The organism is Anaerolineae bacterium, from assembly GCA_013178165.1.
Taxonomy (GTDB): Bacteria; Chloroflexota; Anaerolineae; order Aggregatilineales; family Ch27; genus Ch27.
Window position 1 is genome coordinate 165,921 of record JABLXG010000001.1, and the last position, 19,648, is coordinate 185,568.

Consider the following 19,648-nt stretch of genomic DNA (forward strand, 5'->3'; position numbering starts at 1 on the left):
ACACGTTCTGTATGCTCTGATCGGAAACTGGTCGTGGTGGTGGATCAGTGCGCGCCGCTGAGCAGTTTGACGTACTGGGCCCGCTCAAAGGCGAAGGGATCATCGCAATTCCTCTGGCTGAGCTTGCCCCGGAAGTCAGGCAGGGTGGTGTAGCCTTTTTCCTCCATCCAGTTCTGGATGTCCAGCAGCATCGTAGAGATGTAGGGAATCCCGTTTTTCAACAGTGTTGCGGCGACCTGTACAACCGTTGCACCGGCCAGGAGCGCTTTGATGACGTCGCGTCCGGTGTGTACACCGGTGTTGACAGCAATATCAAGGCTGGTGCGGCCATAGAGCAGCGCCGCCCAACGCAGGGGTACTTTCAACTCGGCAGGGGTGCTGAGGACCATTTCGTTGATGAGGGATTCGGTGTCTGGATCGATATCCGGCTGGAGGAAGCGGTTGAAGATCACTATCGCGTTCACCCCGCGCTTTTCCAGTTCTTTGACGACATTGGCCGGGGCAGTATAGAACGGGCTGAGTTTCACCGCGATAGGCAGTGAGACCTCTTTCCTGATGGCTTCAATGACATCGTAAAGCTGCTGCTCGATGACGCTGCCGGGTTGATTCGGGTCGGCAGGTACGGCATAGACGTTGATTTCCAGGCCGTTGACGCCGGTATCAGCCAGTTGCCGTGCATAGGTAGTCCAGGCTCCTGGTGAGACGGCATTCAGGCTGGCGAAGATAGGCATGGTGACAGCCTTGCGTGTCTTTTCCACCCACATCAGGTGTTCCTTAATCCCGCCGTGTTCCACCTTTGGGAAGTAGGACACCGCTTCGGCGAAGCTCTCAGCTCCGATGGCGAGCGCTTCTTCCATCCGCCACTGATCCAGGGAGATCTGCTCTTCAAACAGGGAGCGGATAACCAGCCCACCAGCACCGGCGCTTTCCGCCATCTGCACACGGTCGACGTAGCTGGAAACGGAGCTGGCGGCTACCATCACCGGGCTTCTGAGGGGGATGCCCATGTAAGTAGTCTTGAGGTCAGCCATCAATCTTTCTCCTCTTTGCGGAAACAGATGTTGCTGCCAATAACTGCCGGTTCTGTAGGTGATCGAAGTTATTCCAGGCCAATTCTACCCTATAACTGTGCAGGGGAGAAGATAAGTGATAACTGACACCAAACTCATGCTGTTATTCACTTATGAGATCTGGATCGCCATGTTACCCTAGGGCCGAATATGGACTACTGTGTCTAGCAGCTAGGAAGGGTAATCATGGCTGATCAAGAAGCGCGCCGGATCGTCACCATTGATGCCAATACGGCGGCGGCTCATGTTGCCCATGCACTGAGCGAAGTCATCGCGATCTATCCGATCACGCCTTCCTCTCCAATGGGCGAACTGGCCGATGAGAAATCGGCCAACAACGAGACGAATATCTGGGGGACTGTGCCGACTGTGGTTGAAATGCAGTCGGAAGGCGGCGCGGCTGGTGCGGTGCACGGTGCGATGACAACCGGGGCACTCACGACCACTTTCACGGCTTCGCAGGGTCTGCTCCTGATGATCCCCAACATGTACAAGATCGCCGGGGAGCTGACACCTACGGTCTTCCATGTGGCAGCGCGCTCGCTGGCGGCGCAGGGATTGTCCATTTTTGGCGATCATTCGGATGTGATGGCAGCCCGTTCTACCGGCTTCGCCATGCTGGCGTCCAATAATGTCCAGGAAGCCATGGACTTTGCGCTGATTGCGCATGCGGCGACGCTTAAGGCGCGTGTGCCGTTTGTCCACTTCTTCGATGGCTTCCGCACGTCGCATGAGATTCAGAAGGTTGAAGAACTGAGCCAGGACACGATGCGGGCGATGATCGACGAAGAGGCTCTGGCAGCCCATCGCGCACGCGCGCTTAGCCCAGATCGCCCGGTGATTCGTGGCACGGCTCAGAACCCCGATGTGTACTTCCAGGGGCGCGAGACGGTCAATCGCTACTATTTGCTGGCCGCTGAGGTTGTGCAGCAGTGCATGAATGATCTGGCCAGACTCACGGGCCGCCAGTATCACCTGTTCGATTATGTCGGCGCACCTGACGCTGAACGCGTGATCGTGGTGATGGGGTCTGGCGCGGAGACGGTCCACGAGGTTGTCGAGAAGCTGCAAGCCGATGGCGAGAAGGTAGGCCTGGTCAAAGTGCGGCTGTACCGGCCGTTTGACAACCGGGCATTTGTGGCCGCTCTCCCCAAGACCGTCAAGAAGATCGCCGTGCTTGACCGCACCAAGGAACCCGGCGCGACCGGCGAGCCGTTGTACCTGGATGTCCGTGCGGCGGTTGACGAAGCGGTTGAGGAAGGCGTGCTCAGTAAGTCACCGCTGATTGTGGGCGGGCGCTATGGCCTGGGTTCCAAGGAATTTAATCCTGGCATGGCCAAGGCGGTGTTTGACAACCTGGCTGCCGACAGGCCCAAGAATCACTTCACCATCGGCATCATCGATGATGTGGCTGGCACCAGCCTGGAATGGGACGATAGCTGGTCCAGCGAACCGGCTGGCGTGCATACGGCTGTGTTCTGGGGCCTCGGCTCTGATGGTACGGTTGGCGCGAACAAGAACACGATCAAGATCATCGGCGAAGCGACCGACTACTACACGCAGGGCTACTTCGTCTACGATTCGAAGAAGGCTGGCACGCGCACTGTTTCGCACCTGCGCTTCAGCAAACATCCCATCCGCAGCCCTTACCTGGTACAGAAGACCAACTTCCTGGCCTGCCACAACTTCAGCTTCCTGGAGCGGTATGAGATGCTCAGCGCGCTCAAGGAAGGCGGCACGTTCCTGCTGAACAGCCCCTACGGCGCTGACGAAGTCTGGGATCATCTGCCGCGTGAAGTGCAGGAAGCCCTGATCGAGAAGAAGGCCAAGTTTTACGTCATCGATGCGCTGGGGATTGCCAAATCGCTCGGCCTCGGTGGGCGCATCAATACCACGATGCAGGCGGCTTATTTCGCGATCTCCGGTGTGCTTCCGGAGGACGAAGCGCAGCGCATGATCGAGCTGGCTATCGAAGACACCTATGGCAAGAAGGGCAAGGCGGTCGTGGAGATGAATGTCCGCGCTGCCGCGATTGCCAAAGAGCGTATCCAGGAAGTCAAGGTGCCGGCCAAGGCTACCAGCACGATTAGGATCGCTCCGCCTGTGCCGGATGATGCACCGGAATTCGTGCGCAAGGTGACGGCAGAGATCATCGCCGGAAGGGGGGACTGGTTGCCAGTCTCGGCTATGCCGGTGGATGGCACTTTCCCGGTGGGGACGACCAAGTATGAGAAGCGCAATATCGCTTCGGAAATCCCCGTCTGGGAGCCGGACATCTGCATCCAGTGTAACCAGTGTTCGTTTGTGTGCCCGCATGCGGCAATCCGCACCAAGGTGTACGATGCTTCCTATGCCAACGGCAATGCGCCCAAGACGTTCAAGTCTGTGGATGCGACCGGGCGTCAGTTTGCGGGGATGAAGTTCACGGTTCAGGTGGCGCCAGAGGACTGCACGGGTTGCTCGCTGTGCGTGGAGGCCTGTCCCGCCTTCGAGAAGGTCAACGGCGTTAAGACCGACAAGAAGGCCATTAACATGGCTCCGCAGGCGCCACTGCGGGAGGCTGAGGCCGAGAACTTCGCCTACTTCCTCTCTATTCCGGATACTGACCCGTCGCTGTTTAGCCGTTTCAGCGTCAAAGGTTCGCAGCTGCTGCGCCCGCTGTTTGAGTTCTCCGGCGCCTGCGCGGGTTGTGGGGAAACGCCCTACATCAAGCTGATGACGCAGTTGTTTGGCGACCGCGTTCTGATCGCCAACGCAACCGGCTGCTCATCGATCTACGGCGGCAACCTGCCGACTACACCTTACACCACGAGGGCAGATGGCCGTGGCCCGGCCTGGTCGAACTCGCTATTTGAGGACAACGCCGAGTTTGGCATGGGCATGCGGTTGACGGTCGACAAGCTGACTCAGTATGCCTTCGAACTTCTGGACAGAGCGATCCAGGCACTGCCGGGCCAACAGGAGCTGCTGACGGCTATCCGTGACGCTGACCAGAGCGAACAGGAAGGCATTGAAGCGCAGCGTGCCCGTGTTGAGCAGCTTAAAGCGTTGCTGGCCAAGGATGGCAGCAAACTGGCCCAGCAGCTTCTGTCGGTGGCCGACTACCTGGTGACCAAGAGTGTTTGGATCATCGGTGGCGATGGCTGGGCCTACGATATCGGCTACGGCGGTCTGGATCACGTGCTGGCATCCGGGGCGAATGTGAATATCCTGGTGCTTGATACGGCCGTCTACTCCAACACCGGCGGGCAGGCTTCCAAGGCTACGCCGCGCGCTGCAGTGGCCAAGTTCGCTGCGGCGGGCAAGCCGGCTCGCAAGAAGGACCTGGGTATGATGGCGATGAGCTACGGTAACGTCTATGTTGCCCAGGTGGCTATGGGCGCCAACATGACCCACACCGTCCGGGCCTTCCGCGAAGCCGAAGCCTATCCGGGGCCGTCCCTGATCATCGCCTACGCGCACTGCATCGCTCATGGCATTGATATGGCGAAAGGCCTCGATGTGCAGAAGGAAGCCGTGGAATCGGGCTTCTGGCCGCTGTACCGCTACAACCCCGCGGTGGAGCAGGGCAAGAATCCCTTCAGCCTGGATTCCAAGATGGATATCGAGCAGCTGGAGGAGTTCATGTACAAGCAGGGCCGCTTCAACATCCTGCGCAAAGCGGATCCAGAGCGCGCCAGTAAGCTGGCCGAGCTGGTTCACCAGGATGTCCTGGAGCGCTGGCAGCAATACCAGCGGCTGGCTGAAGCCTAGAGCTTACAGGCGTCGCAACAACCACTGCCTGTCGGTGCCACCGACAGGCAGTTTCTTTTTGCACCTGTGCCATTTCATTGGCTGGGGGAAAGCATGGCGCGGAAGATGGTAGCTAGGCCTGCGAAAGCATGGTATAACAGCGGCGCAGCAGCGGAGAGGCACTGCGACGAGAAGGGGCGGCCATGCGCGTACTGGTGATCTCGGATATTCATGCCAATCTGACGGCGTTTCAGGCTGTCCTGGAAGATGCCAGGGGGCAATGGGATTTTGTCTGGTGCCTGGGGGACATCGTCGGATATGGCCCGGACCCCAATGAATGCATCGATCTGCTGCGAACGTTGCCGCATCTGTGTCTGGCCGGGAATCATGACTGGGCAGCACTGGGTCGGCTGGATGTGCGGACCTTCAATACTGATGCACGCAAGGCTGTGGTCTGGACGGCAGAAACTCTCCGTCCCGACAACCGGGAATACCTAGCTGCTCTGCCAACGACGTTTGTCATTGGCCCTTATACGCTGGTTCACGGCAGTCCGCGGGAGCCAATCTGGGAATATATTCTGGATCCGCTGATTGCCACATTGAACTTCACCCACTTTGAAACGCCTTATTGCCTTGTTGGCCACACACACACGCCGGTTGTTTTTGAGATGATCACTGAGCGTGGTGATACCGAGGCCCAGTTGCCGGTATATGACAGGCCTCGGTCGTTGAATGGGCGGCGGCAGATCATCAATCCAGGGTCAGTCGGGCAACCCCGCGATTCAAATCCCCACGCAGCTTACGCCTTCCTCGATGTGGCGCGCGCACTTTTTGAGCATCGGCGTGTTCCCTACGATGTGGCCTCAGTGCAGCGTCGCATGGCAGCCATTGACATGCCTGAACGGCTGGTTGTCCGGCTGGAGCATGGCTGGTAGATGCTTTCGTGGTATGCAGCAATTGTGGAGGGGGATATGCCTGATCGGTCAAGCTTTGACTGGTCATCGCAACGGATCATTGTGACCGGGGCAAATGGTTTTCTGGGTCGCCATCTGTGCGCCCATCTGGAAGCGCTGGGATGCGGGGCGATCTACCGTGTGCGAAGTGCGGAGTATGACCTGCGCGAACAGGCGACTGTTGAACGCCTTTTCTCTGATTTTGCCGATGCAACAGCAGTTGTGCATCTGGCGGCCAGGGTAGGCGGAATCGGGGCGAACCGCAAGTATCCAGGCACGTTCTTCTACGATAACCTGATGATGGGCGTGTTGCTCATGGAATATGCCCGGCGGGCAGGTGTGCCGAAATTCGTGAGTGTTGGGACGATCTGTTCATACCCCAAGCACACACCTGTACCATTCCGTGAGGAAGCACTCTGGGATGGCTACCCCGAGGAAACCAATGCGCCATATGGCCTGGCCAAGAAGATGCTGCTTGTGCAGGGGCAGGCTTACCGCCAGCAGTACGGCTACAATGCCATCCATTTGCTGCCGGTGAATCTATACGGTCCAGGAGACAATTTCGATCCGGAGTCCTCGCACGTGATTCCGGCGATTATCAAGAAGATTGTGGATGCTCAGGAAGCCGGCGAGCAGGAGATCATCCTGTGGGGAGATGGGACGCCGACACGGGAGTTCTTGTATGTCGAAGACGCGGCCAGGGGAATCGCCCTGGCCACGGCGTATTACAATGATCCCGAGCCGGTCAATCTGGGCGCCGGCTTTGAGATCAGCATCCACGATCTGGCTGAACTGATTGCTGAGTTGACGGGCTTTACAGGCCGGATCAACTGGGATACCTCCAAGCCTGGCGGGCAACCGCGGCGGATGCTGGATACCTCCCGTGCGAGGGAACGATTTGGCTTCCAGGCAAAGGTTGGTTTTCGGGAAGGGCTGCAGCGCACCATCGCCTGGTATCGGGAGGAACGCGCCCAGGGTGTTGTGCGGTAAGTTGTTCTGCTTTGGCGCCCGGCGGGGATACCAGCCGGGCGTATGACTTAGTTCTCCGGCGGTGGGGTTGGCGCGCGGGCGTTGTACTGCCAGAGCAGCGTATACGGGCCACCCTGGTAACCCTCAGCGGGTGCCACAGCCAGGTAGAATTGCCCGGTCTGGGGGGCGATCACCTGGCGCAGCGCCGCCCGGCCTTCCTCCTCTAGACCGGTGTATAGCGGCTGACCATCAGGAGACAGCAGGGTAAGGATCGGGGAGAAGCGTGCGTTATCCGCCACTACCGCTGCGCTGATGATGTCGCCGATGGTCAACCGAATCGGCCAGATGTCGCGGGTGAAGGGTAGTTCCAGCACTCCAGCGTATACAAGGTCTGGCTCTGGCTCTGGCAGTACGACTTCGCGGAATGTAACACCGTAGCCAAAAGCGAGATCATACGGTCCGCTGGCCTGGTCACCAACAGCGCTGACATAAACGACATACGCTCCTGTCACAGGCAACTGAATGCCGGCAATGATGGCCTGGGTATCTATCTCGATACTCCGGGCCAGGATATCGCCGCTGGGAGCGAAAAGCATAAGAGCAGGACGAACCGGGCTGCCGGGCACGTGCGATGCGCCAATGGTCACTACCGTGCCTGCCGGGGCGAGGATCGTATAGTGTTCGGTTGCTCCAAAGTCGACGATCTGGCCGCGAATCGGGCGGTAGGGCTGCAGGCGCGCTCCGGAGCCGACGCGCAGGGGCGCGCCGGTGGCCGTGACCAGGGGCGTCATCGCCAGGGGAGATTCCGCCGGCACTGGCGCCGAGGTTGCCAGCGAGACTGGCGTAGGTGTCGCTGAGAACGGCTGGACTTCGGTAATGGTCAGACGGTAGGTGGTAGTAGCACTAATCCTCAGGGCTACCGCCAGCCGGTAGCTGCCAGTCTCAGGGAGCCTGGCGGCTCTGGTCAGGCTGGCCGGGGTGGCGCTATCACTGACCTGCATCGGGATGGTAGCGCCTGATGGGCCATACAGGCTCAGACTCAGGGGCGGTCCGACGACCTCGAGAGCGATGGTGATCAGTTGCCCGCTTTGCCCGCTGAAAAGCCAGTTCTGTTCGGCATCTGGGCCGATCAGAGATTGCTCTACCGTCTGGTTGAATTGCAGCAGATTGGTCTGGGTGACCGGTGTTGGCGCGATAGGGCGACAGGCAGCGACCATCCCGGCAAGCAGTGCCACGGTAAACCAGCGAGTCATGGCTGCGCCCCGCGCTGGTGGCCGGTTCTCTCCAGGACCTGGCGGTAGACCGCCAGGGTAGCTTCCGCAGTGTTGCGCCAGCTAAACTGCATGGCCCGGCTAAGGCCCAGATTGCGTAGCTGACCGGCCAGTTCGGGTTGGACAAGAATGCTCAGGATAGCCCCGGCCATACCACGGGCGTCATCTGGAGGGACAAGAAAGCCGGCATCTCCCACGATCTCCGGGATGGACGACGCCTCACAGGCAACCAGCGGAGTGCCGCAGGCCATCGCCTCCAGCGGAGGCAGGCCAAAACCCTCATAGCGACTGGGAAAAGCAACGACCGCGGCCAGCCGGTACAGCGAAGGCTTGTCTCGTTCATCGATTTCTCCCAGCCAGCGCACATAGTCGCCTATCCCCAGTTGCTCGATGTACGAAGGCAAATCCGGAAAGCGCGTAGTGCCCCACGCGCTCGGTGGCCGGCCAGCCAGAACTAATGGCACTTCATCCGCCATTGCCTCGACAACATACGTGTATGCCAGCAGGAGGGTGTGTACGTTCTTGCGGATGTCATAGCCGCCCAGGTACAGGACAAAGCGTTCAGGAAGGCTGTACTTCTCAGCTACTGCCGCGTCGTGTTCGTTGTCGATCCGGGGATGAAAACGCCTGTCTGTAGCGAGCCAGGCAACTGATACCTTTTCAGGGGCTATTCGGAGACAGTTGATGATCTCTTCTCTGGAGGCCTGCGAATCGGTCAGGATGTGCGCGGCTGCCTGCGCCCCGGCAACCACGAGACCGGTGTACAGGCGGGCCAGAGGCCCACCGCGATAGGCAGGGATGGCCAGCGCGATCACATCATGGATAGTGGACACGACTGGTACGGGGGCACTGAGCGGCGGTGCCCAGTAGGGCACGTGGAGCAGGTCGGCGGCGACTCTGCGGGCAGCCCGGGGGACGCTGACCTGCTCAAACCAGACCTTGCCAAGCTGACCGCCGATCGGCGTGGCTACCCGGAGCAGACTCACATCCGGTGGAAGTTCCTCTACCTGCCTGATATGCGGTGGGAGGAGCAACGTGAAATGCGCATCAGTTGCCAGGTCACGCAGCGCATGGAGCAGGCAACGGATGTACTGTCCGCTACCAGTATCAGGACGATCCCAGAACCAGCCACTGAGTGCGATATGCATGATCGTTCCGGCGCGTTTCCCTATCTTGCCCGGACAGGGCAGCCGACATTACAGAGGGTCAGTGTAGCCGTTAGGGTGTGTGCTGTGCCATGCCCAGGCGCTGCTGATGATCTCTTCCAGGGCAGTATATCGGGGCTGCCATCCCAGTTCCCGCATGATTCGTTCGGAAGAAGCGACCAGGATTGGCGCATCCCCGGCGCGTCGCGGCGCTTCTTCTTCTGGAAAATCGATGCCGGTGACCTGGCGGGCGACATTGATGACTTCCCGGACGCTGTAACCGCGACCATTGCCAATGTTGTAAATCATGGTTGGACGCTCATCAAGCGCTTCAAGGGCCAGGACATGCGCCTGCGCCAGGTCTTCTACGTGCACATAATCGCGGATGCAGGTGCCATCGGGGGTGGGGTAGTCCGTGCCAAAAATCTTGACGCTGGCGCGCTGCCCAAGCGGCACCTGCAGCGTCAACGGAATCAGGTGTGTTTCCGGGCGGTGAGCCTCTCCCCTGATGGCCTGACCATTTTCACCCAGCATAGCTCCACAGGCGTTGAAATAGCGCAACGCCGCGTAGCGGAGACCGAGCTGGCTGGCATACCAGCGCAACATAGTCTCGATCATCAGCTTGGTTTCGCCGTAAACATTGGCCGGACACAGCGGGTCAGATTCTTCCAGCAGGGAGTTTTTGCTGGCGTAAACAGCGGCTGTAGAGGAGAACACGATCCGCCGGACGTTGTGGGCAAGCATAGTGTCCAGAAGGGCTTGCGTGTTGACGACGTTGTTCCGGAAGTACTTGCCCGGATTAACCATGCTCTCGCCGGCTTCGATGAACGCGGCGAAGTGCACCACGGCGTCGAAAGCGCTGCTTTGAAACAGCACATCAAGCGCCGAGCGATCGCCAACGTCTCCCCGGATAAAGCTCGCGTCAGCAGGGACCGCAGCCCGGTAGCCATAGCTCAGGTTATCGTAGACAGTGACCCGGTGCCCCGCCTGCAGGAAATAGGCGGCTGTGACTGAGCCAATGTAGCCTGCACCGCCGGTGACGAGAATGTGCATAAGCTCCCAGACTCCTGGTGAAGAGTAACGTGCCTGTATTCTACCGCGATAACCTTCTATACCAAGCCTCCATTCTACTGCTGCTATAATAAGACAGCGTGGCGTTGGATAAGTGTGGCGGCAGGCAACGATACTCGCAATGACAGATCAAGCGGTTCAGTGCGTAATGGTAGCGATCATGAGCGGGCCGGATGACGGACGCCGATACGAGTTTCGGCGTGCTGATGGGGCTGGCAGTCCGGGGCCGAATGGTACCTGGATTCTCACGCTGGGGCGCCGCGATGACTGTGACCTGTGTCTGCAGTTCGATACCCAGGTTTCTCGTCTGCACGCGCGGTTGATTGGCCTGCCCGATGGCGGGTGGCTGCTGGAGGATACCGGCAGTCGCAACGGCACCTATGTGGGCAAGAAGCGAATAGAGGGCGCTACCCCGCTTGAGTCGGGTACGCTTTTTCGGGTTGGACGCACCTGGTTGCGTCTGGAAGAGTAAGGGGCCGTGTCTGCCAGGATATTCGACGAGATCATGGCGCTGGCACGCAAAGAGTCGGCCAACGCCAGACACTATTATATCGGTGTAGAACATTTGTTTATGGCGCTGACGCGGCTTGAGGGCGGTGTCACCGCCGGTGCCCTGGAAGAACAGGGGCTTGCGCCGCGTTTTGTGCGCTACATGTTGCGGCAGGAACTGGGTCAAGGAGATGATCGCCGCTTCTGGCCGGGATACCGGGAAACCCCCCGTCTGCAGGCTGTTCTGAAACTGGCCCACAAGCTTGCCAAGGAGAGAGGGGAGGAGGGGCCGTCAGAGCGTGACCTGCTGCTGGCGATCCTGCGTGAAGGGGATAGCCTGCCTGTGCGCGTGCTTATGGCGGTGGAAGCTGATCTGGATCGTCTGGAGGTGGTGGCGGCAAACTGGTCAGCGGATCAGCGGCCGCCATCGGTGTCGGTGCCGGTGTACATCCAGGACACCGGCGTGATACTTAACGCCGAAGAGCTGGAAGTTATCCGCCAGATGTTTCCGGGGCATGGGCGGGTCGTGATTGACCGCCAGCTCCACGGCGGCTATTCCAGCGCCAGGGTGCTGGTAGCGACTCCTTACCAGCCCGATGGGCGGGTTATGGCCGCAGTCGTTGTCAAGCTGGCGGATCGGCAGGCTATTCTCTACGAGAAGATGCGTTTTGACTCCTTTGTCCGTGATACATTGCCTCCTACGACTGCGCGAGTGGTAGGCAATCCGACGCTGGTTGAGAAGTCGACGCTTGGCGGGCTGAAATACACGTTTATCCGCGAACCTGGTGCACCCGGACCGATTGATCTGGCTGACTATGGGCGCGACCAGGGGCCAGAAGCGATGGCTGAGCTGCTGCGAAACAGCCTCTTCCGAGTATTTGGCGAGACCTGGTGGTTACAGCATCAACGGTACCAGTTTGGCGTGTGGCAGGAGTACGAGCTTCTGCTGCCGCCGGCGCTAGTCATCGAAGCGGTACCTGAAGCGGGGACACCGCGTCGACGGCTGACCCCGCTTGGGCAATGGAGCCGGCGCGGCCACTATGAGCATGGTGAGATGGTGGCGCTTGAGGGATTTACGGTTGAGGATTTCTATCCCGACCGGCAGGGCATTCAGTTGATTGCCGGTTCCGGGGCGGATGCTCAATTCCGGGCTGGCAAGGTCGAGGTACGGGGTATTGCGAACGCGATGCGAATGTACCACCGCGGCTCGGTGGTGGAGCAGATCGTCGGCCGTGTGTTGTATACGAGGGACGACCTGCTGTTCCAGCAAGTGGCTGATCTCGATCCGGACTTTGACCCCGCTCAGGAACGATTGCCCGCGCCCACAGGCTTTGACTATTCGTTGCCTAATCCGTTGCGGCGTTACCCGAATCTATTGCAGCGGCAGATCACCGGCTCGCTGTCAACGATTCACGGGGATTTGCATGTGCATAATATCCTGGTTGGCCCTGGCGGCAACGCCTGGCTGATCGACTTTGCCCAGACGCGTGAGGGTCACACCCTCTTCGATTGGGCTGTTCTGGAAGTCAGCCTGTTGAGTGAATACATCGCGCCACATCTCCGATCAGAGCAATGGGTGGATGTCTGGGCGGCTATCACGTTGCTGCTCGAGATCAGCCAGACGCGCCGCCTGAGGCAGACCACTGATTCGCTGTCTCACGCCCTGACGGCGATCGTGGCGATCCGTGACATTGTGGCGGATTGCCTGGCCACGGCGGATGATTGGCGGGAGTATTATGTGGCGCTTGCACTCTGCGCACTGCGGGGTATGCGCTGGGCGAAGACCGTCTCTTTGGCCGGCAGGCGACTGCTATTTCTAGTGTCGGCACTGGCCATGGCGCTGGCCATGGGGCGTGAGGGCGTTTCCGCCTCTAGCCCGGATGTTGACACCACCGATTTCAACATCGGCGTCACGGATATCTTCTCCAGCCAGCGGATGCAGGATGCCCTGGGCGCCAGCGACGATCTCAACCCGGATGAAGACGACGCGGTGTGACGCCGTGGCAAGTAACCTCTCAGGAGATTACAGCATCAGCCAGACGATGCCCGGCCTCCAGGGTACAGGCCGGGCATCGTAGCGCCGGTTCAGGCGGCCAGTTGCGCCAGGATGGCATCTGTCATTTCGGCTGTGGTGGCTGCTTTTTGCCCTTCCAGGTTGATATCCGCCGTGCGCAAGCCGGATTCAAGCACGGCTTCTACAGCTCGTTCAATGAGCAAAGCTTCTTCCACCAGGCCGAGGCTATAGCGGAGCAGCATGGCCGCGCTCAGGATTGTACCGATAGGGTTAGCGATCCCTTTCCCGGCGATATCTGGCGCTGAGCCGTGGATTGGCTCGTAGAGGCCAAACCTGCTTTCACCCAAGGAAGCTGAAGGCAGCATCCCCAGGGAGCCAGCCAGGGTTGCCGATTCGTCGCTGAGGATATCGCCAAACATGTTGTCGGCCAGAATGACGTCAAATGAGGCTGGACGACGCATAAGATGCATGGTGCAGGCATCGACAAGCACGTCTTCCAGCGCTACGTCGGGGTAATCCCTGGCGACATTGTGGACGGTTCGCCGCCACAGACGCATCGCCGCCAGGACGTTCGCCTTGTCCACAGAGGTTACCTTGCGACGGCGCTGCTGCGCGGCCTTGAAGGCGACATGGGCCACGCGCTCGACCTCAGCGACGGTGTAGTACAGAGTGTCGTAGGCGGAATCGCCCGATCCCTGCTCGCGTCGCTCGCCGAAGTAGATGCCTCCGGTTAGCTCCCGCACAAACAGGATATCGACGCCATCGGCCAGCAGTTCCGGGCGCAGCGGGGCATGAGGAATCAGGGCCGGGAAGACTTTGACCGGGCGCAGGTTGGCGAAGAGTGTGAAGTGCTGGCGCAGGCCGAGCAATCCCTGTTCGGGGCGGACAGGCGAAGAAGGATCCGACCAGCGTGGCCCACCTACCGCCCCCAGCAGGATGGCGTCGGCGTTCTCACAGACGCCAAGCGTCCGGTCGGGCAGGGGAGAACCGGTTTCATCAATTGCACACCCGCCCAGCAAGGCTTCCTCGAAAACGAATGTGTAACCACCAATATCGGCGATCCGCTGGAGTACCTGCCGGGCAGCGGCAACCACCTCAGGGCCGATGCCATCTCCCGGCAGAACAGCGATCCTGACGCTCATACCCGGACTTCCTCCCTCTGTTGTTGTTCCTGCTCCAGCAGGAGACCGTACTCGACGCTATCTACCAGAGCGCGCCACGAAGCATTGATGATGTTCGTACCAGCGCCGACGGTGCTCCAGCGGCGGTGGCTATTCTGAGTGTCGATCAGTACGCGGGTGGTGGCGGCGGTTCCCCGGTTGCCATCCAGAATACGAACCTTGTAGTCCGCCAGATGGAAGTTGGCGATCTCCGGATAGACCGGCGTGAGCGCCTTGCGCAGGGCCTTATCGAGTGCGTTGACTGGCCCGTTGCCTTCGGCGGCGGTGTGGAAAACTTCGCCTTTGACGCGCAGCTTGACCGTGGCCTCTACCTCGGAACCGTATTCGCCATTCTGGATGACCAGCGTAGTGAAGTTCAGTAACTCAAATGGCGGGACATACCCTTCCACAGACCGGCGCAACATGAGCGCCACAGAGGCCTCAGCACCCTCAAACACATAGCCTTCATGTTCCAGGCGCTTGATCTCTTCCAGGACGGCGTGGGCCTTATCGGAGGAAAGGTCCATGCCCATCTTCTCCGCCTCATGGAGCACGTTACCGCGTCCTGAGAGATCAGAGATTAGAAAGCGCATTTCATTACCGACCAGCGCAGGATCAATGTGCTGGTAACTCTCAACTGTACGTCGCATTGCGGCGACGTGGATGCCGCCCTTGTGGGCAAAGGCGCTCTTGCCCACGTATGGCTGGTGGGTATCCGGGGCCATGTTGGCCGTCTCGGCCACCGAGCGCGAGATGTGGCTCAGCCGTCTCAGCGCCCCTTCGGGCAGGCAGCGGATGCCCATTTTCAGTTCCAGATCGGGGATGATTGAGCACAGGTTGGCGTTGCCGCAACGTTCCCCATAACCGTTGATCGTGCCCTGAATATGGACAGCCCCCTGACGCACCGCCGCAAGCGTGTTGGCCACGCCCAGTTCACCGTCGTTGTGGGTATGGATGCCCAGGCTAACGCCGGGGAATGCCATAGCGACCGCAGCGGTGATATCCTCAACTTCCCAGGGCAGGGTTCCGCCGTTGGTGTCGCACAGGACGAGTACCTCCGCCTGACCATCGACAGCGGCGCGGAGGGTGGCCAGCGCATAATCGCGGTCAAGCTTGAAACCATCAAAGAAGTGCTCGGCATCATAGATCACTTCTTTGCCCCGGGCTTTGAGAAAGGCCAGACTCTGGCGAATGATGCGGAGGTTTTCCTCAGGAGTGGTGCGTAGCACCTCTGTGACATGCAGCATGGACGTCTTGCCGACAACGGTCACGACCGGTGTCTGGGCATCCAGCAACGCCCGAATATTCGGATCATCTTCCGGCTGGCCACCCACGCGACAGGTCATGCCAAAAGCGGCCAGGCGCGCATGGCGCAGATTGAGATCCTGGGCGCGACGGAAGAAGGCGGCATCCTTGGGGTTAGAGCCGGGCCAGCCGCCCTCGATATAAGCGACTCCCAGTTCGTCCAGCAAGCCGGCGATCTTGAGCTTATCCTCGACCGAAAACGAGATGCCCTCACTCTGCGATCCGTCACGAAGGGTAGTGTCATAGATGACAACCTGAGCTGGCGTGGGCATGGTGCATTCTCCTGGTTCTATAGCAGCTCCTGTGGAGCCGGCTGTCTGGTGTTCACACGACTGGGGATAGACGCTTCAAAGGCTTCGATCTGCGGTAACTGGTTCAACAGGTAGCCAAACTGGTCAACGCCGTTGAGCAAGCACATCCTGGCAAAGCCATCAACCGGAAAGGTCACGCTTCGGCCATCAGGCAGGGTAAGTGTCTGCGCGGCCAGATCGATAGTGATCGTGGTTGTTGGTTCTTCAGCCGCCAGGCTGAACAACTGCTGCAGGGTGGGCCTGTCAACAATCACCGGCAGCAGGCCATTCTTGAGCGCGTTGTTACGAAAGATGTCGGCGAAACGTGTGCTGACAACCGCACGAATACCATAGCCCAGCAAGGCCCAAGGAGCATGCTCGCGGGAACTGCCGCAGCCGAAGTTATCGCCGGCGATAAGAATTTGCGCCCCGCGGTACTCCGGTCTGTTCAGCGGGAAATCGGGGCGCGGCTGTCCTTCAGGTGTATAGCGCCAGTCGGCAAAGAGACTTTCGCCCAGGCCAGCCTTGTTCGTGGTCTTCAGAAAGCGAGCCGGGATGATCTGGTCAGTGTCAATATTCTCAATTGGCAGTGGCAGCATGGTGCTGGTTAGAGTCGTGAACGCTGGCATTAGAGCATCTCCCTTACATCCGTGATCTGGCCGGTCAGCGCCGCAGCAGCTGCTGTCAGCGGGCTGGCCAGGAAGGTGCGGCCGCCTTTGCCCTGGCGACCTTCAAAATTGCGGTTGCTGGTGCTGACAGCGTACTGACCGGGCGCAAGCTGGTCGCCGTTCATAGCAATGCACATGGAGCAGCCAGCCTCACGCCATTCCGCGCCAGCGTCGCGGAAGATCCGATCCAGGCCTTCCGCTTCCGCCTGCTTCTTAACCTGCTGCGAGCCGGGTACAACCAACATTCGGACGCCAGAGGCAACATGGCGGCCTTTGACCAGCCGGGCTGCCGCCCGCAGGTCGGAGATTCTGGAGTTGGTACAACTGCCGATAAAGACGACATCAATCTTCTTGCCCAGCAACGGCTGGCCGGGCTGTAGGTCCATGTATGCCAGCGCCTTCTCAAGGGCCTGTCGCTGGCTCAGATCGCCAACCGCCATCGGGTCAGGCACACGACCGGTCACCGGCACACCCATGCCGGGATTGGTGCCATAGGTGATCATTGGCTCCAGAGCGCTGGCATCGATAACCAGTTGTGAGTCATATGTGGCGCCATCGTCGGTGGCCAGTTGACGCCATTCGGCCACTGCGGCGTCCCAGCCCGCTCCTTGCGGCGCGTACGGGCGTCCATAGAGGTATTCAAACGTTGTGTCATCCGGCGCGACCATACCGGCGCGCGCGCCGCCCTCGATCGACATGTTGCAGATGGTCATCCGGCCCTCCATATCGAGGCTCCGGATCGCTGAACCGGTATACTCAAACACGTGGCCGGTTCCGCCTTCCACCCCAATACGGGCAATGATCGCCAGGATGATGTCCTTGGCAGAGACTCCCGGCCGAAGGCTGCCGTCAACACGAATCTCATAGGTTTTGGGGCGATACTGGAGCAGGCATTGCGTGGCCAGGACATGGGCCACCTCACTTGTGCCAATGCCAAAAGCCAGCGCCCCAAAGGCGCCGTGCGTGCTGGTATGGCTGTCGCCACAGACAATGGTCATGCCAGGCTGGGTCAGACCCTGTTCCGGGCCAATGACATGCACGATCCCCTGCTTTTCACTGCCCAGCCTGTAAAGGGGGATGCCAAATTCCTCACAGTTGCGAGCGAGTTGCTCAAGCTGCGCCGCCGCAAGGGCATCCGTCACCGGAATCTGGCCGTCTGCTGCCCGCGGGGTGGTAGGCGTGCTGTGATCCATCGTGGCCAGCGTGTGATCCGGGCGACGCACCCTGAGGCCGCGCTCACGCAGTGCAGCAAACGCCTGCGGAGAGGTGACCTCATGAACCAGATGCAAGTCGATGTAAAGCGTGGCCGGCACGCCATCTTTCTCAGGGGCCACAAGATGGGCGGCCCAGATTTTGTCAAACAACGTGCGAGGGTTTCCGGTCATCAGTCTTCTTCCTCGGTAGTACGGCGATGCGAACAAATCCGGGGGAGCAACGCGCTCCCCCGTCGTCCAGGTCTTCCTACGGGCAAGCGCGTTAGCGGGCGCTGGTAATGCGAATCATGATGCTGGCGGAGCGTGGCCGGGGCGATGCCTCAGGCGTATAGAGATAATCGATCGTCTCTTTCTGATGAGCAGGCCCCGCCCACATATCACCGCCAAACTGCCAGCCACGTGGCGCGGGAAAGGCAGGAAACATTGAGGAGTTATCTTGGCACTTGTGGTCGGCTGCACCGGTAGAGCGTGGTGTGGTCATGGTTTTTCTCGCTTCTCCCATTCATAATCAGCCAGCGGCTGGCGTTACCTGTATCGCGGAAGACTCACCTTCGGGCTGGCCGAACTGGCTGCCTTTAACCACCAGCATCCGGTTGAGGGCGGCCAGGTAGGCCTTGGCGCTGGCCATGATGATATCGGTGTCAGCGCCGTAACCGCCGAATGTGCGCGATGGGCCGTTCTGCGCGGCAATGCGGACAGTGACTTCCCCCATCGCATCAATACCTTCCGTGATGCTGTGCACACTGTATTCGATGAGCGTATTGGGGGCCTTGATGATGCTGTCAATAGCGGCGAATGAGGCGTCTACCGGGCCTGTGCCAACCGCTGGCGCGACATATTCACGGCCATCCGGCCCCTGCAGGCGTACGGTGGCAGTAGGCATTCCCGGCCGGCCACAGGTGACCTGCAGATCCAGTAGCCTGTACAATTCGTGAGGGCCGTAGAACTCGTCTGCCACCAGCGCCTCGAGGTCGGCGTCGGTAACGGTCTTCTTCTTGTCCGCCAGATCTTTAAAGCGGACAAATGCTGTGGTGATTTCCTCGTCGTTCAGCTCAAAGCCCAGTTCCTGCAGGCGGACGCGGAAGGCGTGCCGCCCGCTGTGCTTGCCCAGCACCAGCCGACTCTGGCTCAGACCGACCGTTTCGGGAGTCATGATCTCGTATGTTTGCTGGTTCTTGAGCATGCCATCCTGGTGAATGCCTGCTTCGTGGGCGAAGGCATTGCTGCCGACAATGGCCTTATTGGGCTGGACAATCATGCCGGTGTAATTGCTGACCATGCGGCTAGCGCGGACGATCTGGGTTGTGTCGATGCCGGTGTACAGGTTGTAGTAAGCACGGCGGGTATGGAGAGCCATCACCACTTCTTCGAGGCTGGTATTGCCAGCCCGTTCGCCAATCCCATTGACGGTCACTTCTGCCTGGCGAGCGCCAGCGCGGATGCCCGCCAGGGTGTTGGCGGTTGCCAGGCCCAGGTCATCATGACAATGCACTGACCAGATCACGCGGTTACCGCCCGGCGTTTCGGTGATCAGCCGATGCATCAGGGCGTAGTATTCGTCCGGGGTGGTATAGCCTACTGTATCGGGAATGTTCAGCGTGGTTGCCCCGGCTTCAATGGCTACCGCCAGCACTGCGATCAGAAAGTTCGGATCGGAGCGTCCTGCATCTTCCGGGCTGAACTCCACATCCTGGCAGTATGCCTTGGCGTAGGCAACCATCTCCCGCGTGCGCTCGATCACCTGTTCGCGGGTCATGCGTAGCTTGTGTTGCATGTGGATGTCAGACGTAGCCAGGAAGGTGTGGATGCGAGGCCTGGCGGCAGGTTTCACCGCCTCCCAGGCCTTGTCAATGTCGCCGGGTGTAGCGCGCGCCAAGCCTGCAATGACTGGCCCATCCGGTGTGCCCACTTCTTGGGCAATGCGCTGAACTGCCAGCAGGTCATCCGGGCTGGCGGCGGGGAAACCGGCCTCGATGATATCCACGCCCAGGCGGGCCAGTTGCCGGGCGATCTCCAGCTTCTCGGCGCTCGTCAGGCTGGCGCCGGGCGATTGCTCTCCGTCACGCAGGGTGGTATCGAAGATAAACACCCGGTTCGGGTCTACACCCGATACAGCCGGTTCGCTTGTGCTGGTTTCTGCAGTGTTGTCAGCCATAGAGAGGTGTCCTTTTCTGTGCTCGTTTCCATTTCAGCGGTACTGGAAATGGTCATGCCGTCGGCATGGCCGGAAAGCCTGCCAGCGACGCGACTAAGGTCGCTAAGGCCATCTTCGGGCATAGAACACCTCCTTTCGTTTC

The 19,648-nt window shown here is 59.8% G+C and carries 15 protein-coding genes; 5 read left to right on the top strand and 10 right to left on the bottom strand.

Going from position 1 to position 19,648, the window contains the following annotated elements; translation table 11 throughout:
• Positions 1-44: 44 nt before the first annotated feature.
• A complete protein-coding gene (locus tag HPY64_00635; protein NPV65631.1) occupies positions 45-1,031 on the bottom strand; it encodes a dihydroorotate dehydrogenase-like protein in 987 nt (328 codons plus the stop codon).
• 225 nt (positions 1,032-1,256) lie between these two features.
• Here HPY64_00635 and nifJ point away from each other — a divergent pair, with 225 nt between their 5' ends.
• The 3 genes from nifJ to HPY64_00650 all read left to right on the top strand — a co-directional run bounded on the left by nifJ (position 1,257) and on the right by HPY64_00650 (position 6,745).
• Positions 1,257-4,823 carry a pyruvate:ferredoxin (flavodoxin) oxidoreductase gene (gene nifJ / locus HPY64_00640; protein ID NPV65632.1) on the top strand — a complete coding sequence of 1,189 codons (3,567 nt, stop codon included), beginning with the start codon at positions 1,257-1,259 and terminating at the stop codon, positions 4,821-4,823.
• A 182-nt stretch (positions 4,824-5,005) separates the two neighbouring features.
• Positions 5,006-5,737, top strand: coding sequence for a metallophosphoesterase family protein (locus HPY64_00645; GenBank protein ID NPV65633.1), 732 nt, complete (start codon positions 5,006-5,008; stop codon positions 5,735-5,737).
• 36 nt (positions 5,738-5,773) lie between these two features.
• Positions 5,774-6,745 (top strand): GDP-L-fucose synthase, encoded by a 972-nt coding sequence (locus HPY64_00650; protein NPV65634.1) that lies wholly within the window; start codon positions 5,774-5,776, stop codon positions 6,743-6,745.
• Positions 6,746-6,792: 47 nt separating this feature from the next.
• On the opposite strand, the gene HPY64_00655 is transcribed toward HPY64_00650, so the two are convergent.
• From HPY64_00655 to galE, 3 genes are read right to left on the bottom strand one after another with little or no spacing between them, the layout of a single operon-like run.
• A complete protein-coding gene (locus HPY64_00655) occupies positions 6,793-7,977 on the bottom strand; it encodes a hypothetical protein (protein NPV65635.1) in 1,185 nt (394 codons plus the stop codon).
• Complete coding sequence (locus HPY64_00660) at positions 7,974-9,143, bottom strand: glycosyltransferase family 4 protein (GenBank protein ID NPV65636.1); 1,170 nt, start codon at positions 9,141-9,143, stop codon at positions 7,974-7,976. The genes HPY64_00655 and HPY64_00660 overlap by 4 nt, the downstream gene beginning before the upstream one ends.
• Before the next feature lie 48 nt (positions 9,144-9,191).
• Positions 9,192-10,193, bottom strand: coding sequence for a UDP-glucose 4-epimerase GalE (gene galE, locus HPY64_00665; protein ID NPV65637.1), 1,002 nt, complete (start codon positions 10,191-10,193; stop codon positions 9,192-9,194).
• 139 nt (positions 10,194-10,332) lie between these two features.
• Between galE and HPY64_00670 the strand changes: the two genes are divergently transcribed.
• Together HPY64_00670 and HPY64_00675 are read left to right on the top strand one after the other, a co-directional pair.
• Positions 10,333-10,683 carry an FHA domain-containing protein gene (locus HPY64_00670; GenBank protein NPV65638.1) on the top strand — a complete coding sequence of 117 codons (351 nt, stop codon included), beginning with the start codon at positions 10,333-10,335 and terminating at the stop codon, positions 10,681-10,683.
• Between the two features lie 6 nt (positions 10,684-10,689).
• Positions 10,690-12,696 carry a phosphotransferase gene (locus HPY64_00675; protein NPV65639.1) on the top strand — a complete coding sequence of 669 codons (2,007 nt, stop codon included), beginning with the start codon at positions 10,690-10,692 and terminating at the stop codon, positions 12,694-12,696.
• Between the two features lie 89 nt (positions 12,697-12,785).
• Here the strand turns inward: HPY64_00675 and leuB are convergent, their stop codons facing one another.
• From leuB to HPY64_00705, 6 genes are all read right to left on the bottom strand, one after another.
• A complete protein-coding gene (leuB, locus tag HPY64_00680) occupies positions 12,786-13,856 on the bottom strand; it encodes a 3-isopropylmalate dehydrogenase (protein NPV65640.1) in 1,071 nt (356 codons plus the stop codon).
• Positions 13,853-15,451 carry a citramalate synthase gene (locus HPY64_00685; protein ID NPV65641.1) on the bottom strand — a complete coding sequence of 533 codons (1,599 nt, stop codon included), beginning with the start codon at positions 15,449-15,451 and terminating at the stop codon, positions 13,853-13,855. Before HPY64_00685 ends, leuB begins: the two co-directional genes overlap by 4 nt.
• Before the next feature lie 17 nt (positions 15,452-15,468).
• Positions 15,469-16,098: a 3-isopropylmalate dehydratase small subunit gene (leuD, locus tag HPY64_00690; protein ID NPV65642.1), complete on the bottom strand. Its 630-nt coding sequence runs from the start codon at positions 16,096-16,098 to the stop codon at positions 15,469-15,471.
• Positions 16,098-17,522: a 3-isopropylmalate dehydratase large subunit gene (gene leuC / locus HPY64_00695; protein ID NPV65643.1), complete on the bottom strand. Its 1,425-nt coding sequence runs from the start codon at positions 17,520-17,522 to the stop codon at positions 16,098-16,100. The genes leuD and leuC overlap by 1 nt, the downstream gene beginning before the upstream one ends.
• A gap of 337 nt (positions 17,523-17,859) precedes the next feature.
• Complete coding sequence (locus tag HPY64_00700) at positions 17,860-19,506, bottom strand: 2-isopropylmalate synthase (protein NPV65644.1); 1,647 nt, start codon at positions 19,504-19,506, stop codon at positions 17,860-17,862.
• The gene (locus HPY64_00705) at positions 19,452-19,628 is read right to left on the bottom strand and encodes a hypothetical protein (GenBank protein NPV65645.1); all 177 of its coding nucleotides are present in this window, start codon (positions 19,626-19,628) and stop codon (positions 19,452-19,454) included. Before HPY64_00705 ends, HPY64_00700 begins: the two co-directional genes overlap by 55 nt.
• Positions 19,629-19,648: the final 20 nt, after the last annotated feature.

Excerpts from the sequence above, each read along its gene's own strand:
- HPY64_00650 (NPV65634.1), top strand. The coding sequence starts at position 5,774 with ATGCCTGATCGGTCAAGCTTTGACTGGTCATCGCAACGGATCATTGTG.
- HPY64_00705 (NPV65645.1), bottom strand. The coding sequence starts at position 19,628 with ATGCCCGAAGATGGCCTTAGCGACCTTAGTCGCGTCGCTGGCAGGCTT.
- HPY64_00660 (NPV65636.1), bottom strand. The coding sequence starts at position 9,143 with ATGCATATCGCACTCAGTGGCTGGTTCTGGGATCGTCCTGATACTGGT.
- HPY64_00700 (NPV65644.1), bottom strand. The coding sequence starts at position 19,506 with ATGGCTGACAACACTGCAGAAACCAGCACAAGCGAACCGGCTGTATCG.
- nifJ (NPV65632.1), top strand. The coding sequence starts at position 1,257 with ATGGCTGATCAAGAAGCGCGCCGGATCGTCACCATTGATGCCAATACG.
- leuC (NPV65643.1), bottom strand. The coding sequence starts at position 17,522 with ATGACCGGAAACCCTCGCACGTTGTTTGACAAAATCTGGGCCGCCCAT.
- HPY64_00655 (NPV65635.1), bottom strand. The coding sequence starts at position 7,977 with ATGACTCGCTGGTTTACCGTGGCACTGCTTGCCGGGATGGTCGCTGCC.
- galE (NPV65637.1), bottom strand. The coding sequence starts at position 10,193 with ATGCACATTCTCGTCACCGGCGGTGCAGGCTACATTGGCTCAGTCACA.
- leuD (NPV65642.1), bottom strand. The coding sequence starts at position 16,098 with ATGCCAGCGTTCACGACTCTAACCAGCACCATGCTGCCACTGCCAATT.
- HPY64_00635 (NPV65631.1), bottom strand. The coding sequence starts at position 1,031 with ATGGCTGACCTCAAGACTACTTACATGGGCATCCCCCTCAGAAGCCCG.
- leuB (NPV65640.1), bottom strand. The coding sequence starts at position 13,856 with ATGAGCGTCAGGATCGCTGTTCTGCCGGGAGATGGCATCGGCCCTGAG.
- HPY64_00685 (NPV65641.1), bottom strand. The coding sequence starts at position 15,451 with ATGCCCACGCCAGCTCAGGTTGTCATCTATGACACTACCCTTCGTGAC.
- HPY64_00670 (NPV65638.1), top strand. The coding sequence starts at position 10,333 with ATGACAGATCAAGCGGTTCAGTGCGTAATGGTAGCGATCATGAGCGGG.
- HPY64_00645 (NPV65633.1), top strand. The coding sequence starts at position 5,006 with ATGCGCGTACTGGTGATCTCGGATATTCATGCCAATCTGACGGCGTTT.